At 39.1% G+C, this 19,407-nt stretch carries 13 protein-coding genes; 8 read left to right on the top strand and 5 right to left on the bottom strand.

Annotated elements, in window-relative coordinates; genetic code table 11:
- Positions 1-328: 328 nt before the first annotated feature.
- Entirely contained in the window at positions 329-1,330 is a 1,002-nt protein-coding gene (locus HRT55_RS16380; protein ID WP_291623092.1) for an isoaspartyl peptidase/L-asparaginase family protein, read from the top strand.
- Positions 1,331-1,523: 193 nt separating this feature from the next.
- On the opposite strand, the gene HRT55_RS16375 is transcribed toward HRT55_RS16380, so the two are convergent.
- Positions 1,524-2,237, bottom strand: a complete 714-nt coding sequence (locus HRT55_RS16375; protein WP_291622961.1) for a hypothetical protein — start codon at positions 2,235-2,237, stop codon at positions 1,524-1,526.
- 663 nt (positions 2,238-2,900) lie between these two features.
- On the opposite strand from HRT55_RS16375, the gene HRT55_RS16370 reads away from it, so the two are divergent.
- From HRT55_RS16370 to HRT55_RS16345, 6 genes are all read left to right on the top strand, one after another.
- Positions 2,901-4,394, top strand: a complete 1,494-nt coding sequence (locus HRT55_RS16370) for an acyloxyacyl hydrolase (protein WP_291623090.1) — start codon at positions 2,901-2,903, stop codon at positions 4,392-4,394.
- A 166-nt stretch (positions 4,395-4,560) separates the two neighbouring features.
- Entirely contained in the window at positions 4,561-5,757 is a 1,197-nt protein-coding gene (locus HRT55_RS16365; protein ID WP_291622960.1) for a tetratricopeptide repeat protein, read from the top strand.
- Between the two features lie 29 nt (positions 5,758-5,786).
- Positions 5,787-6,824 carry a M20/M25/M40 family metallo-hydrolase gene (locus HRT55_RS16360; protein ID WP_291622959.1) on the top strand — a complete coding sequence of 346 codons (1,038 nt, stop codon included), beginning with the start codon at positions 5,787-5,789 and terminating at the stop codon, positions 6,822-6,824.
- Between the two features lie 13 nt (positions 6,825-6,837).
- A complete protein-coding gene (locus HRT55_RS16355; protein ID WP_291622958.1) occupies positions 6,838-6,972 on the top strand; it encodes a hypothetical protein in 135 nt (44 codons plus the stop codon).
- Between the two features lie 185 nt (positions 6,973-7,157).
- Positions 7,158-7,613: a disulfide bond formation protein B gene (locus tag HRT55_RS16350; RefSeq protein ID WP_291622957.1), complete on the top strand. Its 456-nt coding sequence runs from the start codon at positions 7,158-7,160 to the stop codon at positions 7,611-7,613.
- 8 nt (positions 7,614-7,621) lie between these two features.
- Positions 7,622-8,263 (top strand): thioredoxin domain-containing protein, encoded by a 642-nt coding sequence (locus HRT55_RS16345; RefSeq protein WP_291622956.1) that lies wholly within the window; start codon positions 7,622-7,624, stop codon positions 8,261-8,263.
- A gap of 28 nt (positions 8,264-8,291) precedes the next feature.
- On the opposite strand, the gene HRT55_RS16340 is transcribed toward HRT55_RS16345, so the two are convergent.
- From HRT55_RS16340 to HRT55_RS16325, 4 genes are all read right to left on the bottom strand, one after another.
- Positions 8,292-9,182, bottom strand: coding sequence for a LysR family transcriptional regulator (locus HRT55_RS16340; RefSeq protein WP_291622955.1), 891 nt, complete (start codon positions 9,180-9,182; stop codon positions 8,292-8,294).
- Between the two features lie 34 nt (positions 9,183-9,216).
- Positions 9,217-10,974, bottom strand: coding sequence for a Na+/H+ antiporter NhaC family protein (locus HRT55_RS16335; protein WP_291622954.1), 1,758 nt, complete (start codon positions 10,972-10,974; stop codon positions 9,217-9,219).
- Between the two features lie 367 nt (positions 10,975-11,341).
- A complete protein-coding gene (gene gltS, locus HRT55_RS16330; RefSeq protein WP_291622953.1) occupies positions 11,342-12,553 on the bottom strand; it encodes a sodium/glutamate symporter in 1,212 nt (403 codons plus the stop codon).
- A 136-nt stretch (positions 12,554-12,689) separates the two neighbouring features.
- Positions 12,690-13,967 carry a diaminopimelate decarboxylase gene (locus HRT55_RS16325; protein ID WP_291622952.1) on the bottom strand — a complete coding sequence of 426 codons (1,278 nt, stop codon included), beginning with the start codon at positions 13,965-13,967 and terminating at the stop codon, positions 12,690-12,692.
- Between the two features lie 336 nt (positions 13,968-14,303).
- Here HRT55_RS16325 and HRT55_RS16320 point away from each other — a divergent pair, with 336 nt between their 5' ends.
- On the top strand, positions 14,304-19,064 hold the full coding sequence (locus HRT55_RS16320; protein ID WP_291622951.1) for an NAD-glutamate dehydrogenase: 4,761 nt from the start codon (positions 14,304-14,306) through the stop codon (positions 19,062-19,064).
- Positions 19,065-19,407 lie beyond the last annotated feature (343 nt).

Below are 19,407 nucleotides of genomic sequence, written 5' to 3'. Positions count from 1 at the left end.
TTAATCGCGGCTCGAGCTTTGTATCATAGTTATTCTATTAAAAAATCGAGCAACAAGGAGTAAGTTCGTTTTAAATGAACCCAAAGGGCAGCACTTGTTTGAAATTTATACGGCGTTATCGTATGTTCATGTAGCTCGCTACACTTCACATGCTCTGCTCTGCCTTGCCTAAATATCAAACATGTTGCTGTAAAAGTAATCTCGAAAGTTCAACAGACCCTAATGTTCGAATAAAAAATATAATAAAAAAGTAAATGAAAACAATAATTAAAGGAAATACATTTTGTCAAAATACAACATATCACTTTCAGTTTCGTTAGCGGCAATCATGATGATGTCATCAACAGCAGCTTTAGCACAAGCGACTGAAAGACCTTTTGCCATCGCTATCCATGGTGGCGCCGGTACTATCAAAAAAGAAAAATTTACCCCTGAACGAGAAAAAGCTTACCGCGCAAAATTAGCCGAAGCCGTTGAAGCGGGTTACTCGGTACTGGATAAAGGCGGAGCAAGCCTTGATGCGGTAACAGCAGCTATTAATGTTTTAGAAAACTCGCCATTTTTTAATGCCGGCAAAGGCGCTGTTTATACCCATAACGAGACCCATGAAATGGACGCCTCAATTATGGATGGTAAAAATCGTCAAGCAGGCGCTGTTGCGGGTGTTAAGCACATTGAAAATCCGATTGATTTAGCTAGGTTGGTAATGGAAGAGTCAGTTCATGTGATGTTAAGTGGCGATGGCGCGGAAGAGTTTGCCACTCAGCAGGGAGTTGCCTTGGTTGATAATACAATTTTTGATACTGAAGGCCGTTATAAATCACTGTTGCGCGCTAAAGCTAAAATGAAAAAATCCGAAGATGAATTAAAAGATTATCAAGCTGCTCACCAAGCGTTAGCGACTGAATATAAGGTAGGTACCGTGGGTGCTGTTGCCTTAGATAAAATGGGTAATATTGCTGCCGGCACCAGTACGGGCGGCATGACCAATAAACGCTTTGGCCGAATTGGTGATTCACCGGTTATCGGCGCTGGTACTTTTGCTGAAAATGAATCATGTGCAGTGTCTGCAACCGGTCATGGTGAGTACTTTATTCGCTATAATGTTGCTGCCGATATTTGTGCGCGAGTTAAGTATCAAGGCAAATCAATTGAACAAGCTGGAAATGAAGTCATTCATGATGTCTTGATGCCGGTAGGCGGCACGGGTGGTGTTATCATTATTGATACTAAAGGTAATATCAGCCTACCTTTTAATACTAAAGGCATGTATCGAGCAACTAAATCCAATGGTTCACCCACCTATGTTGGCATTTTTAAAGATGATTAATAGATCATTAATTTGGATATAAATCGTAGATATAACAGACAGGTTGTTAACTGATAAAATATAGTTATTGCAGGCTCTGTAACCAAGCCAGTGTCGCTGGCTTGGTAAAATATTAAACATGATAACTATAGAGGCGAATTTTGAGTACAGAGATTGATGAACCTTTATAAACTAAACTTACTATTTGTTAGTTCTAGTCTAATGGTGGCTCTAGTTCGCTTACCCCTTTACTGATGTAGTAGCGAATTCTTCCGTCCTCAAGCCAAGAAGTTTTCACTGCACGGTCCCATTGATTTTCACTGCCGCCGAGTCTCATTAATTTGTCCCGAAGTTCACTTCTTTGTGTATCCCAATCCGCTACATTGCCAGATATATGTTGAAAATCAATTTTACATAAGCTGCCGCGACACTCAAGGTCATCAACCGCTATAGCAGGGAATCTATTCACCCCCTTCTCAGCATCAAACAAAACTGAATCATTAATATCATTGGTCATTTTACTGGACCATTCAGCGTCATATTCGTCATTTTCAAAGGCGCCTGGGAAGTCTCGTATCTTCATGAAATATCCATAAGCTTTATCACGTGTTTCTATAAATTCTTTTTCTATCTCAAGCATTCTCTCATAGCTCATAGGCATATTATTTTGCTGAGCTAAAGGTGAATTATTACTTTTAAGGGGAGTTTCAGTCGCGTGTTGAGATGAAGTGGGTACCGGGCTTTCAGCGTTAATTTCACTTGATATTTTATCGCATAGCTTGCTCTCATGAAATGTAGTCGTTTTACTTTGATTTTCTGGTTTAACTGCTAAAGAAGTCTCAGTTGTTGAAGAGTAAAAATAAAACAATGTTAACAGTAGAATAAAATTTAAAATTATTGAAGAGGTTAGCTTTATTTTCTGATCCATATTTTAATGTTCCTTTTAAATATATAAATAAGCTAAGAAATCACAATTTATATTTCTCAGCTTATACATAGGGGTTTTTTACCTTTCAGCTTCGCCTGAAGGGCCCGTTTCTTCCTGCACGTCCCCCCAAATATTAACGCATCTTCCTCCAGCATCACAAGCCGAAATTGCCGCTAATAAACTTGAGCCGAAAACGCAGCCTCCCGTACAGGTTACGGTAGTTACACCATTTACGGTATCATTATTGATACCAAGGGCAATATCAGCCTATCTTTTTATACTAAAGGCATGTACCGAGCCACTCAGTCTAATAGTTCATACTGGTAATCAATTGTTAGTCGCTTCTTGCTCTGTTCAAGGTAACAGAATATAATGCGGCTCTTTAGAAGTATACTCTGGTTAGTAATTGGTTTTGTTGACATAAACTGTCATAACTAATTCGACATTGTGCTTTTAAGTTATTGATTTTTCAGTTGTTGGTGTTGAACTTTAACAGCGGTAGGTTTTTGTAATCCTGTTAGCTATCACCTCTCGATCGCACCGACAAAATCAAACAAGCCGTTAGCTGAAAAGTTAGTGGCTTTTTTCATAAATAAAGAAAGTAATTACTGCTTATAAAGTGATTATGTATTGTAAATAATTAAGGATCTGCGCTTGACCATTATGGACATGAATAAATATTCAAATAAGACCAACAATATTAAAACTATTGCTTTAGCCGTATCACTCGCGATCTCTGCATTATTACCTAGCCAATCTTTTGCTCAAGGCTTTACTGAAGACTCTGTTCAAGAAATTTCTCCAGATAAGAAGAATCCAGAGTCTAAACCACAAATTGCTGAGACAAAACAGCAGACTGAAAATGAACTTGTGCTTACCCCTGAAATTACCGTTGATAATCTTGATGAAATTTATCGAGAAATGGCGACCAATACTCTCTGGGAAAATTCAACACAACCCACTGACTTTTATGATTCACCTTTTCAAGTGTCGATTTTTTCAGACGCTAACGGTGAAGACAGTGACAGACTTTGGTCACAAACCAACTCGATTTTTGCCTACGGCTTTGGTGTTATCGGTTTAATTGCTTTATTACCAGAAGATATTTCTAACTGGGATAAAGAAGAAGGTATTTTCAGTAAATGGTCTGACAACGTCAAAGGTGGCCCGGTATGGGATCGAGACACCGGTATGTTAAACCTTATTGGTCATCCATATTTTGGTGGTGTTTATTATCAAGTAGCGCGTAAATCAGGGTACCGTCAATGGGACGCCTTTATGTACGCAACGATCATGTCGACTTTCTACTGGGAATATGGCATTGAAGCCTTCGCAGAAGTACCTTCTATTCAAGATTTAGTTATTACTCCGGTACTCGGCTGGGCATACGGTGAGTGGGCTTTTAATACTGAAATGGATATTAGAGAAGGGGGGAGCACTGTTTGGGGTTCAAGCATGCTAGGTAGCACCGCATTATTCTTTCTAGACCCTGTTGATAGTATGAGTGTTGGCATTAATAATATGTTTGGTAAAGAAATTATCAAAGCCGGTACAGGTTTTGTTAGCTTTAACGAAATCCCCTATGGTGATAGCGGTCAAACAGATACGCAAATAAACTTTAATATATCCTTACAAATTGGTGATGGTGGTAGTTATACACCAAGCACAATGAAAAGATCTTCATATCAAAAAGATCCTATTGATACGGGTATCATAGGTGTTAGTTATGGTGTGGGTCATACTACGCTAGATAGTTTATGGGAAATTGAAGGTGATAAAACCACTGAGTACAGTCTAGGTTTATATTTTACCCGTCAATTTTCAAGTCGAGTCACTTACTCTAAAGGTAAATTTACTGACGGTTTGAGCCCGATAGAAATTAACTATGAAAACTATAGTTTAGATAGTCAATTTTACTTTAATAGTGAAAACGACTTTAGACCTTACCTCACCACAGGTTTTGGCGAAACACTATGGAAAAGGGAAATCGATACTAAAAGATTCCAAGTGAATGCGGGTGCTGGTGTACATTACAAGTTAAATAGTAATTTTGCTTTGCAATTAGACTGGCGCTTTTACCATAGTACCAATGCCAATACTTCCGATCACAATACCAGTTTACGCTTAGTTTATTTATTAGGTAACGGTGAGCGCTAACGCTGTTAATAGCATTAGTTAATCATTAAAGAAGAGCATAAACAGTCAGAGACAAAACTGCATAAATTGTAATCAAATATGAATAGCTACTTAAGCAAGTAGCTAGTTTATCTTGTTTGTAATAGGCTGAGATCATTCCTAGCATTACTTGTGTAGTGGAGTGATCATGAAAAATCGATTTTATAGCCTATTATTCTGTTTACCTCTGTTACTTGCATGTCAAAGTAATCAAAACTTCCAAGCTACTCAAAACGGCCCTCAGGTAAATTTATACCTAGACAGTCATTTCTATCCCGAAAACCCCATTGTAATTGAAACAGAGCAAGAAATTTTTCAATTGGATGATGACATGCGCGCTATGGTGCAAGCTAAGTTAATGAATAATCTTCCTGCGCAGAAAAAAGCCATTATATTGCTTGAACACTTGTTTGATGAAGAGAATATAGCCATAAGTTACTCTGGAAATGCCAATGTTACTGCTAGTCAGGCATATCAAAGTAAAATAGCAAACTGCATGTCACTCACGATAATGGCCTATGCCTTGGCTGAAGAAGCCGGCATGAATGTTAGTTTTCAAGAGGTCGATGTGCCCGAATATTGGGTACGCAATGGTCAATATAATCTAATAGCAGGCCATGTAAATCTTTTGGTAAAGGAAGATAAAGGTATTAGTCGATATGTGATCTGGGGGGATAAAACCACCAGAATAGACTTTGACCCCTTTGTCGCTAAAAAGCACTTTCCATCACATGCGATTAAAAAGCACACCTTGCTGGCTATGTTTTATAACAATAAAGGTGCTGAGGCTATGGTAAATAATAATTACTCCATTGCCTATCAATACCTTAAAAAGGCTTCACAAACCGATAATCAATTTGCCTCAGCTTGGGGTAACTTAGGTATTTTATATAAGTTAAACGGCCATTATACTATGGCAGAAAATGCCTACCGTCATGCTATTAGTCTAGATAGTAAGAATTATACCTCATTGGGCAATCTCGCTTTATTACTTCATAAACAAGGGCGTGTTAGTGAAGCGCAGCCGATAGAGGAATTCATTTATAGAGCTAGGGTAAAAAACCCTTACTATCATGCCTTATTAGCTAATGAAGCCTATTTTAATCAGCTATATCCACAAGCAATAAAACATTACAAAAAAGCAATTCAACTTAATGACGAGCAGCATGAATTTTACTTTGGTCTGGCTAAAACCTATTACCAGCAAAACAAACTGCCGCTCGCTAAAAAAGCAATGAATAAAGCGGTAGCTCTAACCAGAGCAAAAGACACACAAAGACAATATATTGCTAAACTTAACTTTCTCCTATACCAAGGTTCTACAGACCATGACACAAGGCACTAGCAACCATTGTTAACATATTGAGAACCTTATTGAGAGTATTTGATAATAAAAAAGTTAATGTATTAATTGTACTGATCGGATTACTAAGCACACCTATTAGCTGGGGTGCTGCAAAGCTATCACCTTCATCGGCAATGGCGCATGAAGATAGCTTAATGATACTTGAACACTTACGGGTTTTATCTTCGGATGAATTTTCCGGGCGTAAATTTGCTAGCCAAGGCAGTTTGCACAGTCAGTCTTATCTTGTCTCTACGCTTAAAGCACTTGATATAGCGGGATTTAACCATCAATATCGCCACCATTTCGAGCAATGGGGATTTTTTCAATCAAAGCAGGGCACAAATATCATTGCCTACATACCTGGTACTCACCATGTTGATGAATATATTGTGCTAAGCGCTCACTATGATCATCTAGGTAATAAGGGTAATAAAGTCTATAACGGTGCTGATGATAATGCTTCCGGTACTGCAGCTTTATTGCACTACGCTAAACGGTTAAGTCAAACCCCTTTAAAGCATAGTGTTATCTTACTTTTTACTGATGGCGAAGAAGTTAACCTATTGGGCGCTAAAGCCTTTATTACCGAGCAGGAAAAATTACTCAGTAAATTTAAACTTAACATTAACTTAGATATGATTGCTGGTAGCAAACACACCAAGAGATTGCGCTTTATTAGTAAGGATCTGGATAAGGTGCTTACCTCGGCAAACCTTAGCGAATTCACTAAATTACAAAGGCACTTTAAAGCTCATTCCAAAGCGCAATTAACGGCTGGCTTTAAAAGCCATAGGCGGAGAAGTTTAAGCTTTAATAGAACAAATTGGCGCATGGCAAGCGATCATGGCATCTTCAGTAAGGCAGGCATTCCTTTTATATATTTTGGTGTCGGTACACATAAAAATTATCACAGTGAATTTGATGATTACGCTAATATTAATCAAGGTCTATTTTTATCCGCGACCGAGGTGATTTTTCAACAACTTATCTATTTAGATAACGCTATGTCAGCCAGTCCACTTGCTGATGAGGTGATTATTGGAAAGGTAAAATTGAAAAGGTGATAGTGATGAGGTCATGGTTCAAGTAGCAATAGCTAAGCCTAACCGCCGTATTATCGAATATGTGGAAAACACCAAAGCCAATCATAAGTGGTTTATCTCCTTAGCTCTTTCATTAACTTCTGCACTTACTCTATGGCAAAAATATTAAGCCGAACAAGCCATTTTTCTGACTTAAAACAAACTTAGCAGAAATTGCCAGCATAGTGATATAAATCATACTGATAACTGTCGTTAAAATTGTTATTATCTACCACACATTTAAACAGTTCAAATAAGCTATCTATCGACATTTGTTGCAGATAGCGCTCATTTATAATGGAAAGATAAAGGCAAATGAACAATAAAAAAACAATCGTAGTTAAGAGCAGCCATAGTTGGAATTTACTGTTCTTTGCTTGGATATTAGCTACCAGTGGCACCTTAATTAGCTTATTTTTTAGCGAAATAGTACAACTACCGGTCTGTGTATTATGTTGGTATCAACGTATTGCCCTTTACCCCTTAGTTATAATGCTGCCGTTAGCACTATTTCCTTTTGATATTAAGGTAATTCGCTATGTAAGCCCGTTAGTTATTTTTGGTTGGTTGGTGGCGTTATTTCATGTGCTAGTGGTTGCTGGATTAATTCCTGAATCAGCACAACCTTGTGTACAAGGAGTGCCTTGCTCTGAAGTACAATTTAGCATACTTGGCTTTATAAACATTCCAATGATGGCATTATTCACTTTCAGCCTTATAGGCTTTTTACTTTATTTATCTAAAAAACAATTTACCCAGGACACTTATTAGGAATCATCATGAACAATAAAACTCTTTTTATTAGCGTTACCGCCTTTATTGGCATTATTTTTATTGCGGCAGTGGCTATGTACAAAAGCCAACTACCATCAACAATAGCTAGCGATCTCCTACCAGCATTGGATCGTATTTCCGCACCAACAAAAGGCGGTAAAAATGCCAAGGTAACCATAGTAGAGTTCTTTGACCCTGCCTGTGGTACTTGTAGCCAGTTTTACCCGTTACTCAATAACTTAGTTAAAAAATACCAGGGTAAAGTGAAAGTTGTTATGCGTTATGCGCCGTTACACCAAGGCTCTGAAGATGTAGTTAAAATGCTTGAAGCAGCACATATGCAAGGCAAGTTTTGGCCAGCAGTTGAGTTGTTATTTGCCAATCAAGCGCGCTGGGTTGAACATCATGTATCAAATCCAAAAAGTGCTTTAGCGGGCATAAAAACCCTTGAGCTAGACCATGAACAACTTGATAACGATTGGCAAAGCAGTAAAGTGGCTAAAATTATTGCCCAAGATAAGCAAGACGGACAAATCTTAAAAGTACGTGCGACACCACAGTTTTTTGTCAATGGTAAGCCATTGCTTGTCTTTGGTTATGATCAGCTGGTCAACTTAGTTGAAGAAGCTATCGCGGAAGTTTATTAATAAAATTTCCGCTGTTATTTTTACTTCCTTATGCAGAGATTACGGCAAACTCGGCAACTAAATATGACAGGAATTCTTCGCTCACTTTAGACAGACTTTTGTTTTCAAGATACAAGGCGTTGACAGGAAAGCTTAATGGCGGATTAAAAGAGGCAATGGCGGTTTTGTCTGATAAATTACCTTCGGCGGTAAATCTATCGACTACACAAATACCGGCACCTTGGGCGACTAACCTGGCGGCGATAAAATAGGTTTGTACTTTTATTAGCGATTCTAGGGTGATGTTATCTTGCATCATTCTAGTCCAGAGTAGCTCGCCCAAAGGGCCACTGTCGCCAATATCAATGTATTCAAACTCTTGAAGTTGGTTTAGACTTAACTCTGTCGGGTCATCCGGAAAACTCGCTTTGGGGTAAACAATAACCAATTCTGATTGGGCCAACTCAATGGAGATTACGCCAGGCATGATATTTGGCGCAAACAAAATGGCTAGGTCGCATTTATGCTCTAACAAGGTTTGCATGACCGCATCGTTATGAACGGTTTGTACGTTAAAGTTTACCTGAGGATGTTTTTGGTGATATTTTGCGATGGCACTTGGCATAACATCGAAACCTAAAGCGGGACTGCCAGCTAAGCTAATTTGACCGTACTCAGATTTTTTAATGTTCTCTGCGGTATTCTTGATAGAACGCATTTGTTGGTATATTTTGTCTACTTCATCAAAAAGCATTTCTGCCTCATCGGTTGGGATCAAACGACCTTTAACCCGTTTAAATAAGTCAAAACCGAGTTGCATTTCCGCGTGAGATAACACTTTGCTGACCGATGGTTGGGAAACGTGCAAAATTTTAGCCGCATTCGTTATTGAGCCCGTGGTGTAAATGGCGTGAAAAATCTCAATATGTCGTAAGCGCATTTTTCTCTCCTAAGTGAGTGTATCAATAGTTACTTTAAGCAAAAAAGTAAACGGTGAGTGTCCATAAACAGCCAGCAAGCGTTGCCGCAAATGTCGCCGGTACTAACTGAGATTTAACATGGTCCATTAAATCACAACCAGTGGTCATGGCACTCAATATGGTGGTATCTGATATCGGTGAACATTGATCGCCAAAGACGCTACCATTAAGCACTGTAGCAAAACAAACCATCATAAATAGCTCGGGATTAGCCAGCCCTTGAGATTGGCAAACAGCCCAAGCTAAAGGCATAGCTAATGGAAACGCGATTGCATAGGTACCCCAACTGGTACCGGTAGAAAAAGCGATAACCATAGTAATTAACTGCAATATAAGCGGTAACAGCCAAAAGGGCAGTTGTTCACCAAGTAATGACACTAAATACAAGCCGCCGCCAATTTCTTTACTGATACTACCAATAATCACCGCGAGCATTAATATCACTGAAGCAAGCACCACGCCTTTTAAACCATTTCCAAAGCCGTCAACAACATCAGTTAAGGTCATGCCTTTGATTAAGGCAATGCCAGCAGACAAGAGTAAAGCTGCGCCAAAAGCCCAATTGATTTTAGGTGAGCCTAAATAGATAAAAGTGCTAACAGCAATAGCTATCAGGGTGACCAAAGGTAGGATGAATTCTAAGACATGGGAGTTATATCCCGACGGCACATTACAAGCTTGTAACTCTTTAGCACTTAATGGTCTTGCACCAGGAGCATCTAATTGACCTGTTTTTTGGGCTCTTTGTTGAGCATGACGAATTCTTTTACCGGAAAAAGTGGTGATATTTAAACATAATAATAAGGTGCCTATTACGGCGATAATGCCATAAAAACTAAAAGGGATACTGTTAAAAAAGAAGCTTATTCGGTCTGCTTCTGTCGCCAAAAAGGCTACTCCAGGAACAAAAATTAACGCTTGCACATAGGCAGGCCAAGCATTAAAAGCGATAACTAAGGCAATAGGAGAGGCGGTTGAGTCAACGATATAACTCATTTCTTCGTGGCTGACATTGGCTTTATCAGCTAATGGCCTAACTGTGGTACCTACTAAAACGGTACTCATAGTGCCGCCTTGGAAAAATAAGATGCCTAGCAGCCAGGAAATAAGCTTGGCTGAACGTGGGCCTTTAACAAAGTGCTCGGTCATATAATTAGCAAAAGCTTGGGCTGCACCGGTTTTAGACCAAATCCCTAATAAGCCGCCTAATAACCATAGATACAGTAATAACAGCCCAGCCGTACCTTCTTTAGCTAAATTGGGAATGATCACCGCATCGGTTAAATCGTATTGACCTAACATTATAGAGCCTACTACGATGCCAGAAAAAAGTGAGCTTAACGGCTCTCGAGTCAGCAGGCATAAAGCAATGGTGATAAAAGCAGGCAACAATGACCACAGGCCAAAGTGAAAGGCGGGTTTAAGCAGTGTTAATTGCTGGTCGTCCTTTTCTACCCACTGCTGTGTCAATAGTGGCGGGTGACTTAGCTCATTTGTGCTTGAATCTATGTTTAGGTTTAGGTTTAGGTTTAAGTTTTCTTGTTTTAGCGGTGATTGATGGTAGGGCACCACATCTTTGATGATGACTTCTTTGCCCTTATATATATAAGCATTTTCACCTGAGTCTGTTTGGTAAGTATCATAGAGGTAGGATTGCTCTAACCAGGTTTTATCAACAGTGTTATTTACATAGATAGCGAAAAATAATCCTAGGCTAATAATAACCAGGGCTAGACTATTATTTTTACTCATGAATGACCACCCCTAGTGATCAAGGTGCATATGTTTTGGGCACGGGCGTTATAGTAGGTTATAGCATGGCTATTAAAGCTTTGATATTGTTTAGTCATTGGCAAAGCCCTTGGCAATGTGGCTCAATTTAAAAGGATAAGAATATATAATTATCAGTAAACTTAGTTCTCAGTAAACATGGTTATCAGTAAAACAAGCTGATAGATATTCTTAGTTCTAAGCTATAACCTTAGGTTATAACTTAGTTAATAGGGTCAAGTTAACTTGATACAGCCGACATGTATACAATTTTATCTTTTAAGATGAGCACTGCAAACAATACTAAAGCGTAACTTAAGATGTAACTTAGGTACAAGTTAGGTACAAGTTAAGGTGTAACAAAAGGCAGGCTTAAATACAGTTGAATAACCAGGGCATTGGTAATATCTATAAAGAATGCGCCCACTAAAGGTACTACTAAGAATGCTTGTGGGGATGGACCATGTCGAGCAACCAGAGATTCCATATTAGCGACCGCCGTAGGCGTAGCCCCCAAACCAAAACCACAGTGACCGCCAGCAATAATGGCAGCATTATAATTTTTTCCCATGATCCTAAAAGTGATGAAATAAGCAAACATCATCAACATAATGGTTTGCACTAAAATAATGAGGATCATAGGCAGGGCTAAGTTTGCTAACTCCCATACTTTTAAAGACATTAGCGCTAAAGCTAAAAAGATAGATAAGGCCATGGTGCCCCATAAATCAATACAAGCTCTGCTGATGGTGTAACGTTTAGATAGTTCAGTTAAATTTGTCGCTAATACACCAAATAATAGTGGCATCAAAAAAGCGGGTAAAATGACATCATTACTTTTTAACTCTAAGTACACCACGTGGCCAACCGTCATGCATAATAAAATAATAAAGAGGGTTTCCATCATTTTTTTCGGGGTTACTAAATCGTGATCTTCCGGGTTGAAGGTTATCGTATCATCAAGCTCTTCATGATAACTATCAGCTTTTAGATTATAGCGTTTAATCAATCGTTTACTTACCGGACCACCAACCAAACCACCTAAAACTAAACCTAAGGTAGCAGCCGCCATAGCCAGTTCAAATACAGTGGAAGGCATATTGTATTCACTAATAAATAAATCGGCATAAGTAGCGCCATTACCATGACCGCCAGAAAGAGTGACTGAGCCGCCAATTAAACCCATTAATGGGTCCATGCCAGCACCTATGGCTAATGAAACACCAACCGCGTTTTGGACCAGTAGATATAAGGTTGCCACCCCTAAGAACAAGATAACCTTTGGGCCACCTTTGACTAATAACGAGTAACTTGCGCCAAGGCCAACCGTGGTAAAAAACACCGTCATTAACGGGTTTTTAAATCCCATTTCAAAATTAAAGTGAATATCAAAAAAGCTATGTGCTATGGCGGCTAATATTGAAAAGAGTATACCGCCAACAACGGGCTCTGGAATGTTATTGTTGCGTAAGAGGGCTACTTTGCTATTACAATAATAACCTGAAAATAGAATAATTAATGCAACCACTAATGTTTCTAAGATACCGACATTGATGTCCATGATTAAACTCACTTTATTGTTATGTGGCGCTATTCAAAGGGCACTCATTAACTGTGTATTAAAAAGTGCTTTGATTTAGGCTGTTTTAGTATGAGGTTTGCTACTGGCTATGTGTTGTTAGCTAAGTTGAAAAGCTTTACATTTTGTTTAAAACATCTTCAAGAGATTCTGCTGCGCGAATGCATGTCATTGATAAATCGTTATCTGCACCGCTAATGGTGTAGACAGCTACACGAGGCAGGCTGTTGTAATCAAAGTGATTACTAAAGTAATAGCCGCCGGTATCGTGCACCATGACATAGTCATTGAGCTTTAACTTGGGTAACTGTTGATTACTGCAGATTAGATCACCGGCAAAACAACAAGGTCCTGCAACATCTGTGGTGACAACTTCTGAGTTTTGTGGGGTTTTTTCTATGCCTTCAACGGTATAACCTGTGACTCTAATTGGCCATGATTTAGGTAAGAATGCCGTACGGGTGAGGATTTGTGCTCCGGCATGGGTAGTAGCAATATGACGGCCGCCAGAATTTTTGGTGTATTCCACACGTGTAATAATAACGCCATTTTTCGCAACAATGGCACGGCCAAATTCGGTTTTAACCTGGTACTTACCGGTAAACAATAAGGGTACTTCGGCTTTTAATAAGTCTGCGTAATCTTTAAAGCTTGGTTTTACCACTTCCGAGCTGAAATTAACCGGTAAGCCTCCACCAATATCAATACGTGTTATTTGCTGACTACCATTAACAGCGTTTATTTCTTCGGCCAGCTCAGTAATCACGTTAATACCATGAGCCATTAAAGTGAGTTCGCAGCCTTGTGAGCCCGTGTGAGTATGAATACTTGTTAACCAAGGGCGTGCCTTATAAATATTAATAAGGGTATTACGGTTATCATTATCCAGTAGGGCATAACCAAATTTTGACGTTGCTGTTGCTGTACTTGTTGAGCCTATTTTACCGGCGCCAATTTGTGGGTTAACACGAAAGCCAATGACAGATTTACTGTCAGGATATTCAAGCATTAGTGCATCAATGCGAGCAAGCTCTTGTAAGTTATCAATGTTAAGGGCTATGCCACTTTTTATACAGGTGCGTAAGTCCTGTAGTGTTTTTGCAGGAGAATCAAAGATAATGTTCTGTGCAGAAAAACCTGCGGTAAGGGCAATTAATAATTCCCCAGGGCTGGCAACTTCAGCGCCCATACCATATTCCCGTAAAGGCTTTAATACCTTGACTAAGGCATTAGCTTTTACCGCAAAGGTGTGGAAGAAATTAGCGGGGAAAGCGGCATAAGCATCAGCAACCGTTTTTTTCAAACCGTCTAAATCCATGACACCAATAGCGGTTAAATCATTATCGATAGCGTGTTCGTTGATAGCTTTTTTTATTATGTTTTGTTTTCTGTTCATATTGGTATCTTATTGAATTAAGGAAACATGACACTGTTGCAATAACAGATGATTCTTCTTCGATACCTTTAAGATAATGTAACAATATGAAAATGGGTATTAGTTAATCTTTGCTAGGTAATAACTTAGGGTTATGTGCTCTAGTTGAAAGCGCTTATAAGAAAATCACGCGAAGTAACTACAACGTTTGGTTATACCTTGGTCAACAAAATGAATTTGCCTGGAAATCAGCCACTGGCTAGGCTTTTGTTTATAGCCAGTGGATAAATCAACTGGCTATAGCATCTTTCTCCCTGAAGGGAAGGACTCTTATAATACCAATTAAGGCAATTTATCGTGACTGTCGCTACTGATTTAGAATTATGTCGTTATATTAATGAAAGCTACCTTGAGGCAGATATAACTGCTTTTGAACGTTTTTCTCAGCAAATTTTTAACAGCTTACTCAGTGTTGATTTACAAATGCTATCAACCTCACAGCGTTATCAAACCGCTTTAACATTATGGCAATCCTTTGCTGATCGTAACAGCAATGAAAATAAAGTTGTCATCGAGAATAGACAACAACAACAAGGTGTGTTGGTTGCAGGCTCAGTCATTCATATTATTACCGATGACAAAGCCTTTATTGTTGATTCTATTTCGGCGTTATTAAAAGCACAGGGTTATAAAATCAATGTGTTTTTACATCCGGTTGTTAATCGATCTCATATTTTCAAAGGTACCAGTAAAGCAGTAGATGCTGTTCAAGACGAGTCCATTTTATACATAGAGCTCGCTAATCAACTAGAGCCAATAGTGGTTGGCGAACTCGTTGAAACTACCCAACAATTATTGGCTGATATCGCTAGAGTAACGCAAGATTGGCCGTTAATGATGGTCAAAACTAAAGATATTAGCCATAAGCCAGCTGATTTAGTTGATAATGAACCTGAAACATTCCTAGCTTGGCTTTGCCAGCAACACTTTGTTTTTATGGGTTATAATACTATAAAAACAAATGAAAAAGGTAACGCGGAACCAGCCAGAGACTGTTTGGGCACCTTTCATGATGATGTCGCGATTAAGACTGAGGCTTTAACACTTTCATCGGTAGAATTTAGCCGATTTATTGCAGACAGCAAGCCATTGATGGTCAGTAAGTCATTAGTGAAATCAACTATTCATCGCCATGATTACCTTGATTTAGTCAGTGTTAAGGAATTTTCTCAGCAGGGTGATTTAATTGCTGTTCATCAGTTCTCGGGATTATTCACGCAAGTTGCTAATAATTTACAACCCAATAAAATCCCTTTTTTACAGGCTAAGTTAGCGCAAGTTTTACAACAGCTGTGCTTGAAAGTAGATAGTCACGACTATCGTAATTTCACCCATATTCTCGCGGTGTTACCCAAAAGAGAGTTATATGAAAGTAGCGTTGCGCAACTGCTTGTTTTAGCGAAGAGCATTCATAACCTTAATGTAAGAAGTAAATCAGGCGTTTTTATTAGGGATAATGATTTAAATGAACAAGTGTCAGTACTGGTATTTGTTTCTAAAGACGCATTTTGTACCGATTTACGCGATGAAATTGAAAGTGAGTTAGCCAGGGCTTATCAAGGTGAAATCTTATCTCGTCGTTCAATGCTTAATGATAACTACCTGGCGCAATGGCATTTTATTGTTAAAAAAGGTGATTGCCTTAAACATGAAGTCAATATCAGCACCTTGATAGCAAGTATTGAGTCTAAAACACAAAGTTGGAATGAGAATTTAACTACGCTGATCTCGCAATTATGGCAGGGCCAACAAGCAAACTTGTTAGTTAAGAAATATAGCAATGCTTTTTCAAAAACCTATAGAGAGCACTTTTCTGCTAAACAAGCCATCAGGGCAATAAAGAACATTGAGTGTTTAACTACTGACAATGTCTATCAGTTTCAAGTTTACCGCTCAGCACAAAGTAAAAGTGAGCTTACCTTAAATATATATACTTTAGAGCAAAGCATTGCTTTAAGTGATTCTATTCCTATTTTAGAGCAGTTTGGTTTCAGACCTGTCGATGAATTTAGCTTTCATGTCAGCTGTTCAAATAATAATACTAGTATCAGTACTCGTAGCAAAGTTTATAGTTATACCCTTGAGTATGCTAATGAAGATACCGATATTGATGCATTAAAAGTTAATCTTGAGTACGCATTGGCGCAAGTGTGGGACGGTAGTATTGAAAGTGATGGCTATAACAAGTTATTACTTAGTGCAGATCTTAGTATCAGGCAAATTGTTATTATTCGCGCCTACGGTAAATACCTACGTCAATTAGGTTTAGGTTATTCAGAAGAGTACTTCCAACAAGCGTTGCTTCAATACCCTGAGATTGTCCATGGTCTAATTCACTTATTCGAAGCACGCTTTGCCTTAACTGATGATTCAATTGATCAACGTAATGCCATGACTGAGGTTATCAAAGCTGAGTTATTAGAAAGCCTCAGCATAGTGACAAAAATGGACCACGACAGAATTCTTCGTAACTTTATCGCTGCCATTTCGGCAACCATAAGAACCAATTTCTATCAAGTTTCCCCAATGGGAGAGCATAAGCATTACTGTAGCTTTAAAATTCGCAGTGGTGAAATTGATGATGCGCCGCAGCCTAGACCTTATGTTGAAACATTTGTTTACTCGCCGCAAGTTGAAGGGGTGCATTTAAGGTTTGGTCCTGTTTCTCGTGGTGGTTTACGTTGGTCTGATAGACAAGAAGACTTTAGAACTGAAATTTTAGGCTTAGTTAAAGCCCAACAGGTTAAAAATGTTGTCATTGTGCCACAAGGCGCTAAAGGCGGCTTTGTCCCTAAGCAACTGCCCGTTAACGGCTCACGCGAAAGTGTGCTTAACGAAGGTATTAGCTGTTATAAGGTGTTTATCTCAGCGTTATTAGACCTAACCGACAATAATACCGCTAACGGCATAGTTAAGCCGAAAGATGTGGTTTGTTTTGATGGTGATGATAGTTATTTAGTTGTCGCTGCAGATAAAGGCACGGCAACCTTTTCCGATATTGCAAATGCACTCGCTAACGATTATGGCTTTTGGCTAGGGGATGCATTTGCCTCGGGTGGCAGTGTTGGCTATGACCATAAAAAAATGGGTATTACCGCCAAAGGTGCTTGGGTGTCAGTGCAGCGACATTTTAACGAGATGGATATTGATGTACAACAAGATGAAATCAGTGTTATTGGTATAGGTGATATGTCTGGCGATGTCTTTGGTAATGGCATGTTGTCTTCAAAAGCGATAAATCTAGTAGCGGCTTTTGACCACCGAGATATATTTATCGACCCAACACCGGATAGCGCCTTGAGTTATGGAGAGCGCAGTAGACTTTATCAGCTCGATCGCTCTTCATGGCAAAATTATAACAAAGCCTTAATTTCTGCCGGAGGTGGTGTTTTCAGTCGCTCAGTTAAACACATTGCCTTAACAGCACAAATTAAACAGTTACTTAATATAGATAGTAAGGTTGAACGACTGTCCCCAAATGACTTGATTCGTCATGTTTTACTCTGTCAGGCTGATTTACTCTGGTTTGGCGGTATAGGTACTTATGTTAAAGCCAGCAGTGAAATTAATACCGAAGTAGGGGACAAGGCTAATGACTTGTTACGTATTAATGGCAATGAATTACGCTGTAAAGTCATTGGCGAAGGCGGTAATTTAGGTTGTAGTCAACTGGCCCGAATAGAGTTTGCTAAAGGCGGCGGTAAAATTAATACCGATGCGGTTGATAACTCCGCTGGCGTTAATTGTTCAGACGCTGAAGTAAATATTAAAATATTACTCAATGGCTTAGTTGATAAAAAAAGTATGACTAAAGCACAGCGTGATGTCTTATTAGCATCGATGACCGACGAAGTTGGCGCTATGGTATTGCGCAATAATTATTATCAAGCGCAAGCGTTAAGCATTGATGAAGCGAATAGCCAATCTCATTTTGATAGTTTTACCCGGTTAAGCCAATACTTGGTGAATAGCATCGGTTTAAACCGTGAATTAGAGTACTTACCCGATGATGAAGAGTTGCAAGCGCGTATTGTTGCTCAACAAGGGCTCACTCGTCCAGAATTAGCTGTGTTGATGGCTTATTCAAAAATGGATGTCCACGATGCCTTATTAAAAGAACAGCAATTAATAACCGATAGCTACTTCGAAAAGTACCTATTATTGGCGTTTCCTGCCATCTTGGCTAAGGAATACCAAGGGGAGATTATTAATCACCCCTTGGCCAAACAAATTATTGCCACCAGTGTCGCCAATGAAATTTTCAACCGTGGCGGTATACATGCGGTAAGAGAGCAGACAGGCGCAACGATCGCCGAAATTGTCAAAGCGTTTATTATTGCCAAAGAAGTGTTTTCTCTAGATGATATTTGGCGTCAAATAGAAGCGCTACAAGGGTCTGTTTCAGCACAGATACAAATTAAGATGATGATAGAAGTGCAGCGTTTTTATCGTCTGATGGCTATTTGGTTTATTAACCACGCCAATGCAGATGAGAGTATCGCTAGCATAGTACAGCGCTTTTCACCTGGGTTACATACCTTACAGCAGCTTAATGGTGACGACATTAGCCTACCATTCTCACCGGTTGATGAATCACTCTATCAACTGGAGAGCGAGGGTGAAGCGCAAGCTTTGGTTGATAAAATCCATCAGTTAAAAGTTTCTAGCGTGGTTTTCTGCGACATTGTCAAAACTGCGTTTGAGCTCAAGTTAACGGTGACTGAAATTTTGCCTTGTTACAGTCAAATGAGTAACTTGCTTGGCCTTGCCTGGTTAATAGAGCAAACAGAGCGAGTGCCGACGAAAGATCATTGGTCGAGGTTAGCGCGCTTTAGTTTATTGCTTGATTTACTCGAAATCCGCGAAAAGCTGGTGGTTAATGTAATTAACAGTAACCAAGATATGCCGACTGATATCGCTATTGAGCTGTGGTCAAAAGACAAGTGCTCAGCGTTAAATAGAATAAACAGCGTGCTTGATGATTTAAAGAACAGCGGTAAAGTGCACATAGATAAACTCTATTTTGCTAACCGTCAATTAAGGACTTTACTTACTTAAGTGAGCGCTTAACTGACCGCTTAATTTGGAATTTTTCAACTATTATCTATCACTTGCTTGTTTAAGCAGTGATAGATATTGCCTAGTCTGCTATGGTGTTCTTAGTACTTTTTAATAGTTAAGTTCAATAGCGTTTAAATACGCATCCTCTGTTTATTAAATCCCCTATAAATTTATTTTGTTGATGCTATTTTAGGCTAAAGCAGGCCTTGTTACGCCGAGAACCAAACCTAGGATCACGTCGAGATAAAGTCAGGCTATAACCCAAGGTTATAGGGCAGCAATAAAGCGTTAATTGTTAACTTTGTAATTTAAGTTCATGGTTAAGGTGAATAAAACGTAA

Source organism: Colwellia sp. (assembly GCF_013214175.1).
Taxonomy (GTDB): domain Bacteria; phylum Pseudomonadota; class Gammaproteobacteria; order Enterobacterales; family Alteromonadaceae; genus Colwellia.
Note: the sequence above shows the minus strand (reverse complement) of the source record. Positions and strands in the feature narration are given on the sequence as shown.

Excerpts from the sequence above, each read along its gene's own strand:
- HRT55_RS16380 (WP_291623092.1), top strand. The coding sequence starts at position 329 with ATGATGATGTCATCAACAGCAGCTTTAGCACAAGCGACTGAAAGACCT.
- HRT55_RS16375 (WP_291622961.1), bottom strand. The coding sequence starts at position 2,237 with ATGGATCAGAAAATAAAGCTAACCTCTTCAATAATTTTAAATTTTATT.
- HRT55_RS16370 (WP_291623090.1), top strand. The coding sequence starts at position 2,901 with ATGGACATGAATAAATATTCAAATAAGACCAACAATATTAAAACTATT.
- HRT55_RS16365 (WP_291622960.1), top strand. The coding sequence starts at position 4,561 with ATGAAAAATCGATTTTATAGCCTATTATTCTGTTTACCTCTGTTACTT.
- HRT55_RS16355 (WP_291622958.1), top strand. The coding sequence starts at position 6,838 with ATGGTTCAAGTAGCAATAGCTAAGCCTAACCGCCGTATTATCGAATAT.
- HRT55_RS16350 (WP_291622957.1), top strand. The coding sequence starts at position 7,158 with ATGAACAATAAAAAAACAATCGTAGTTAAGAGCAGCCATAGTTGGAAT.
- HRT55_RS16345 (WP_291622956.1), top strand. The coding sequence starts at position 7,622 with ATGAACAATAAAACTCTTTTTATTAGCGTTACCGCCTTTATTGGCATT.
- HRT55_RS16340 (WP_291622955.1), bottom strand. The coding sequence starts at position 9,182 with ATGCGCTTACGACATATTGAGATTTTTCACGCCATTTACACCACGGGC.
- HRT55_RS16335 (WP_291622954.1), bottom strand. The coding sequence starts at position 10,974 with ATGAGTAAAAATAATAGTCTAGCCCTGGTTATTATTAGCCTAGGATTA.
- gltS (WP_291622953.1), bottom strand. The coding sequence starts at position 12,553 with ATGGACATCAATGTCGGTATCTTAGAAACATTAGTGGTTGCATTAATT.
- HRT55_RS16325 (WP_291622952.1), bottom strand. The coding sequence starts at position 13,967 with ATGAACAGAAAACAAAACATAATAAAAAAAGCTATCAACGAACACGCT.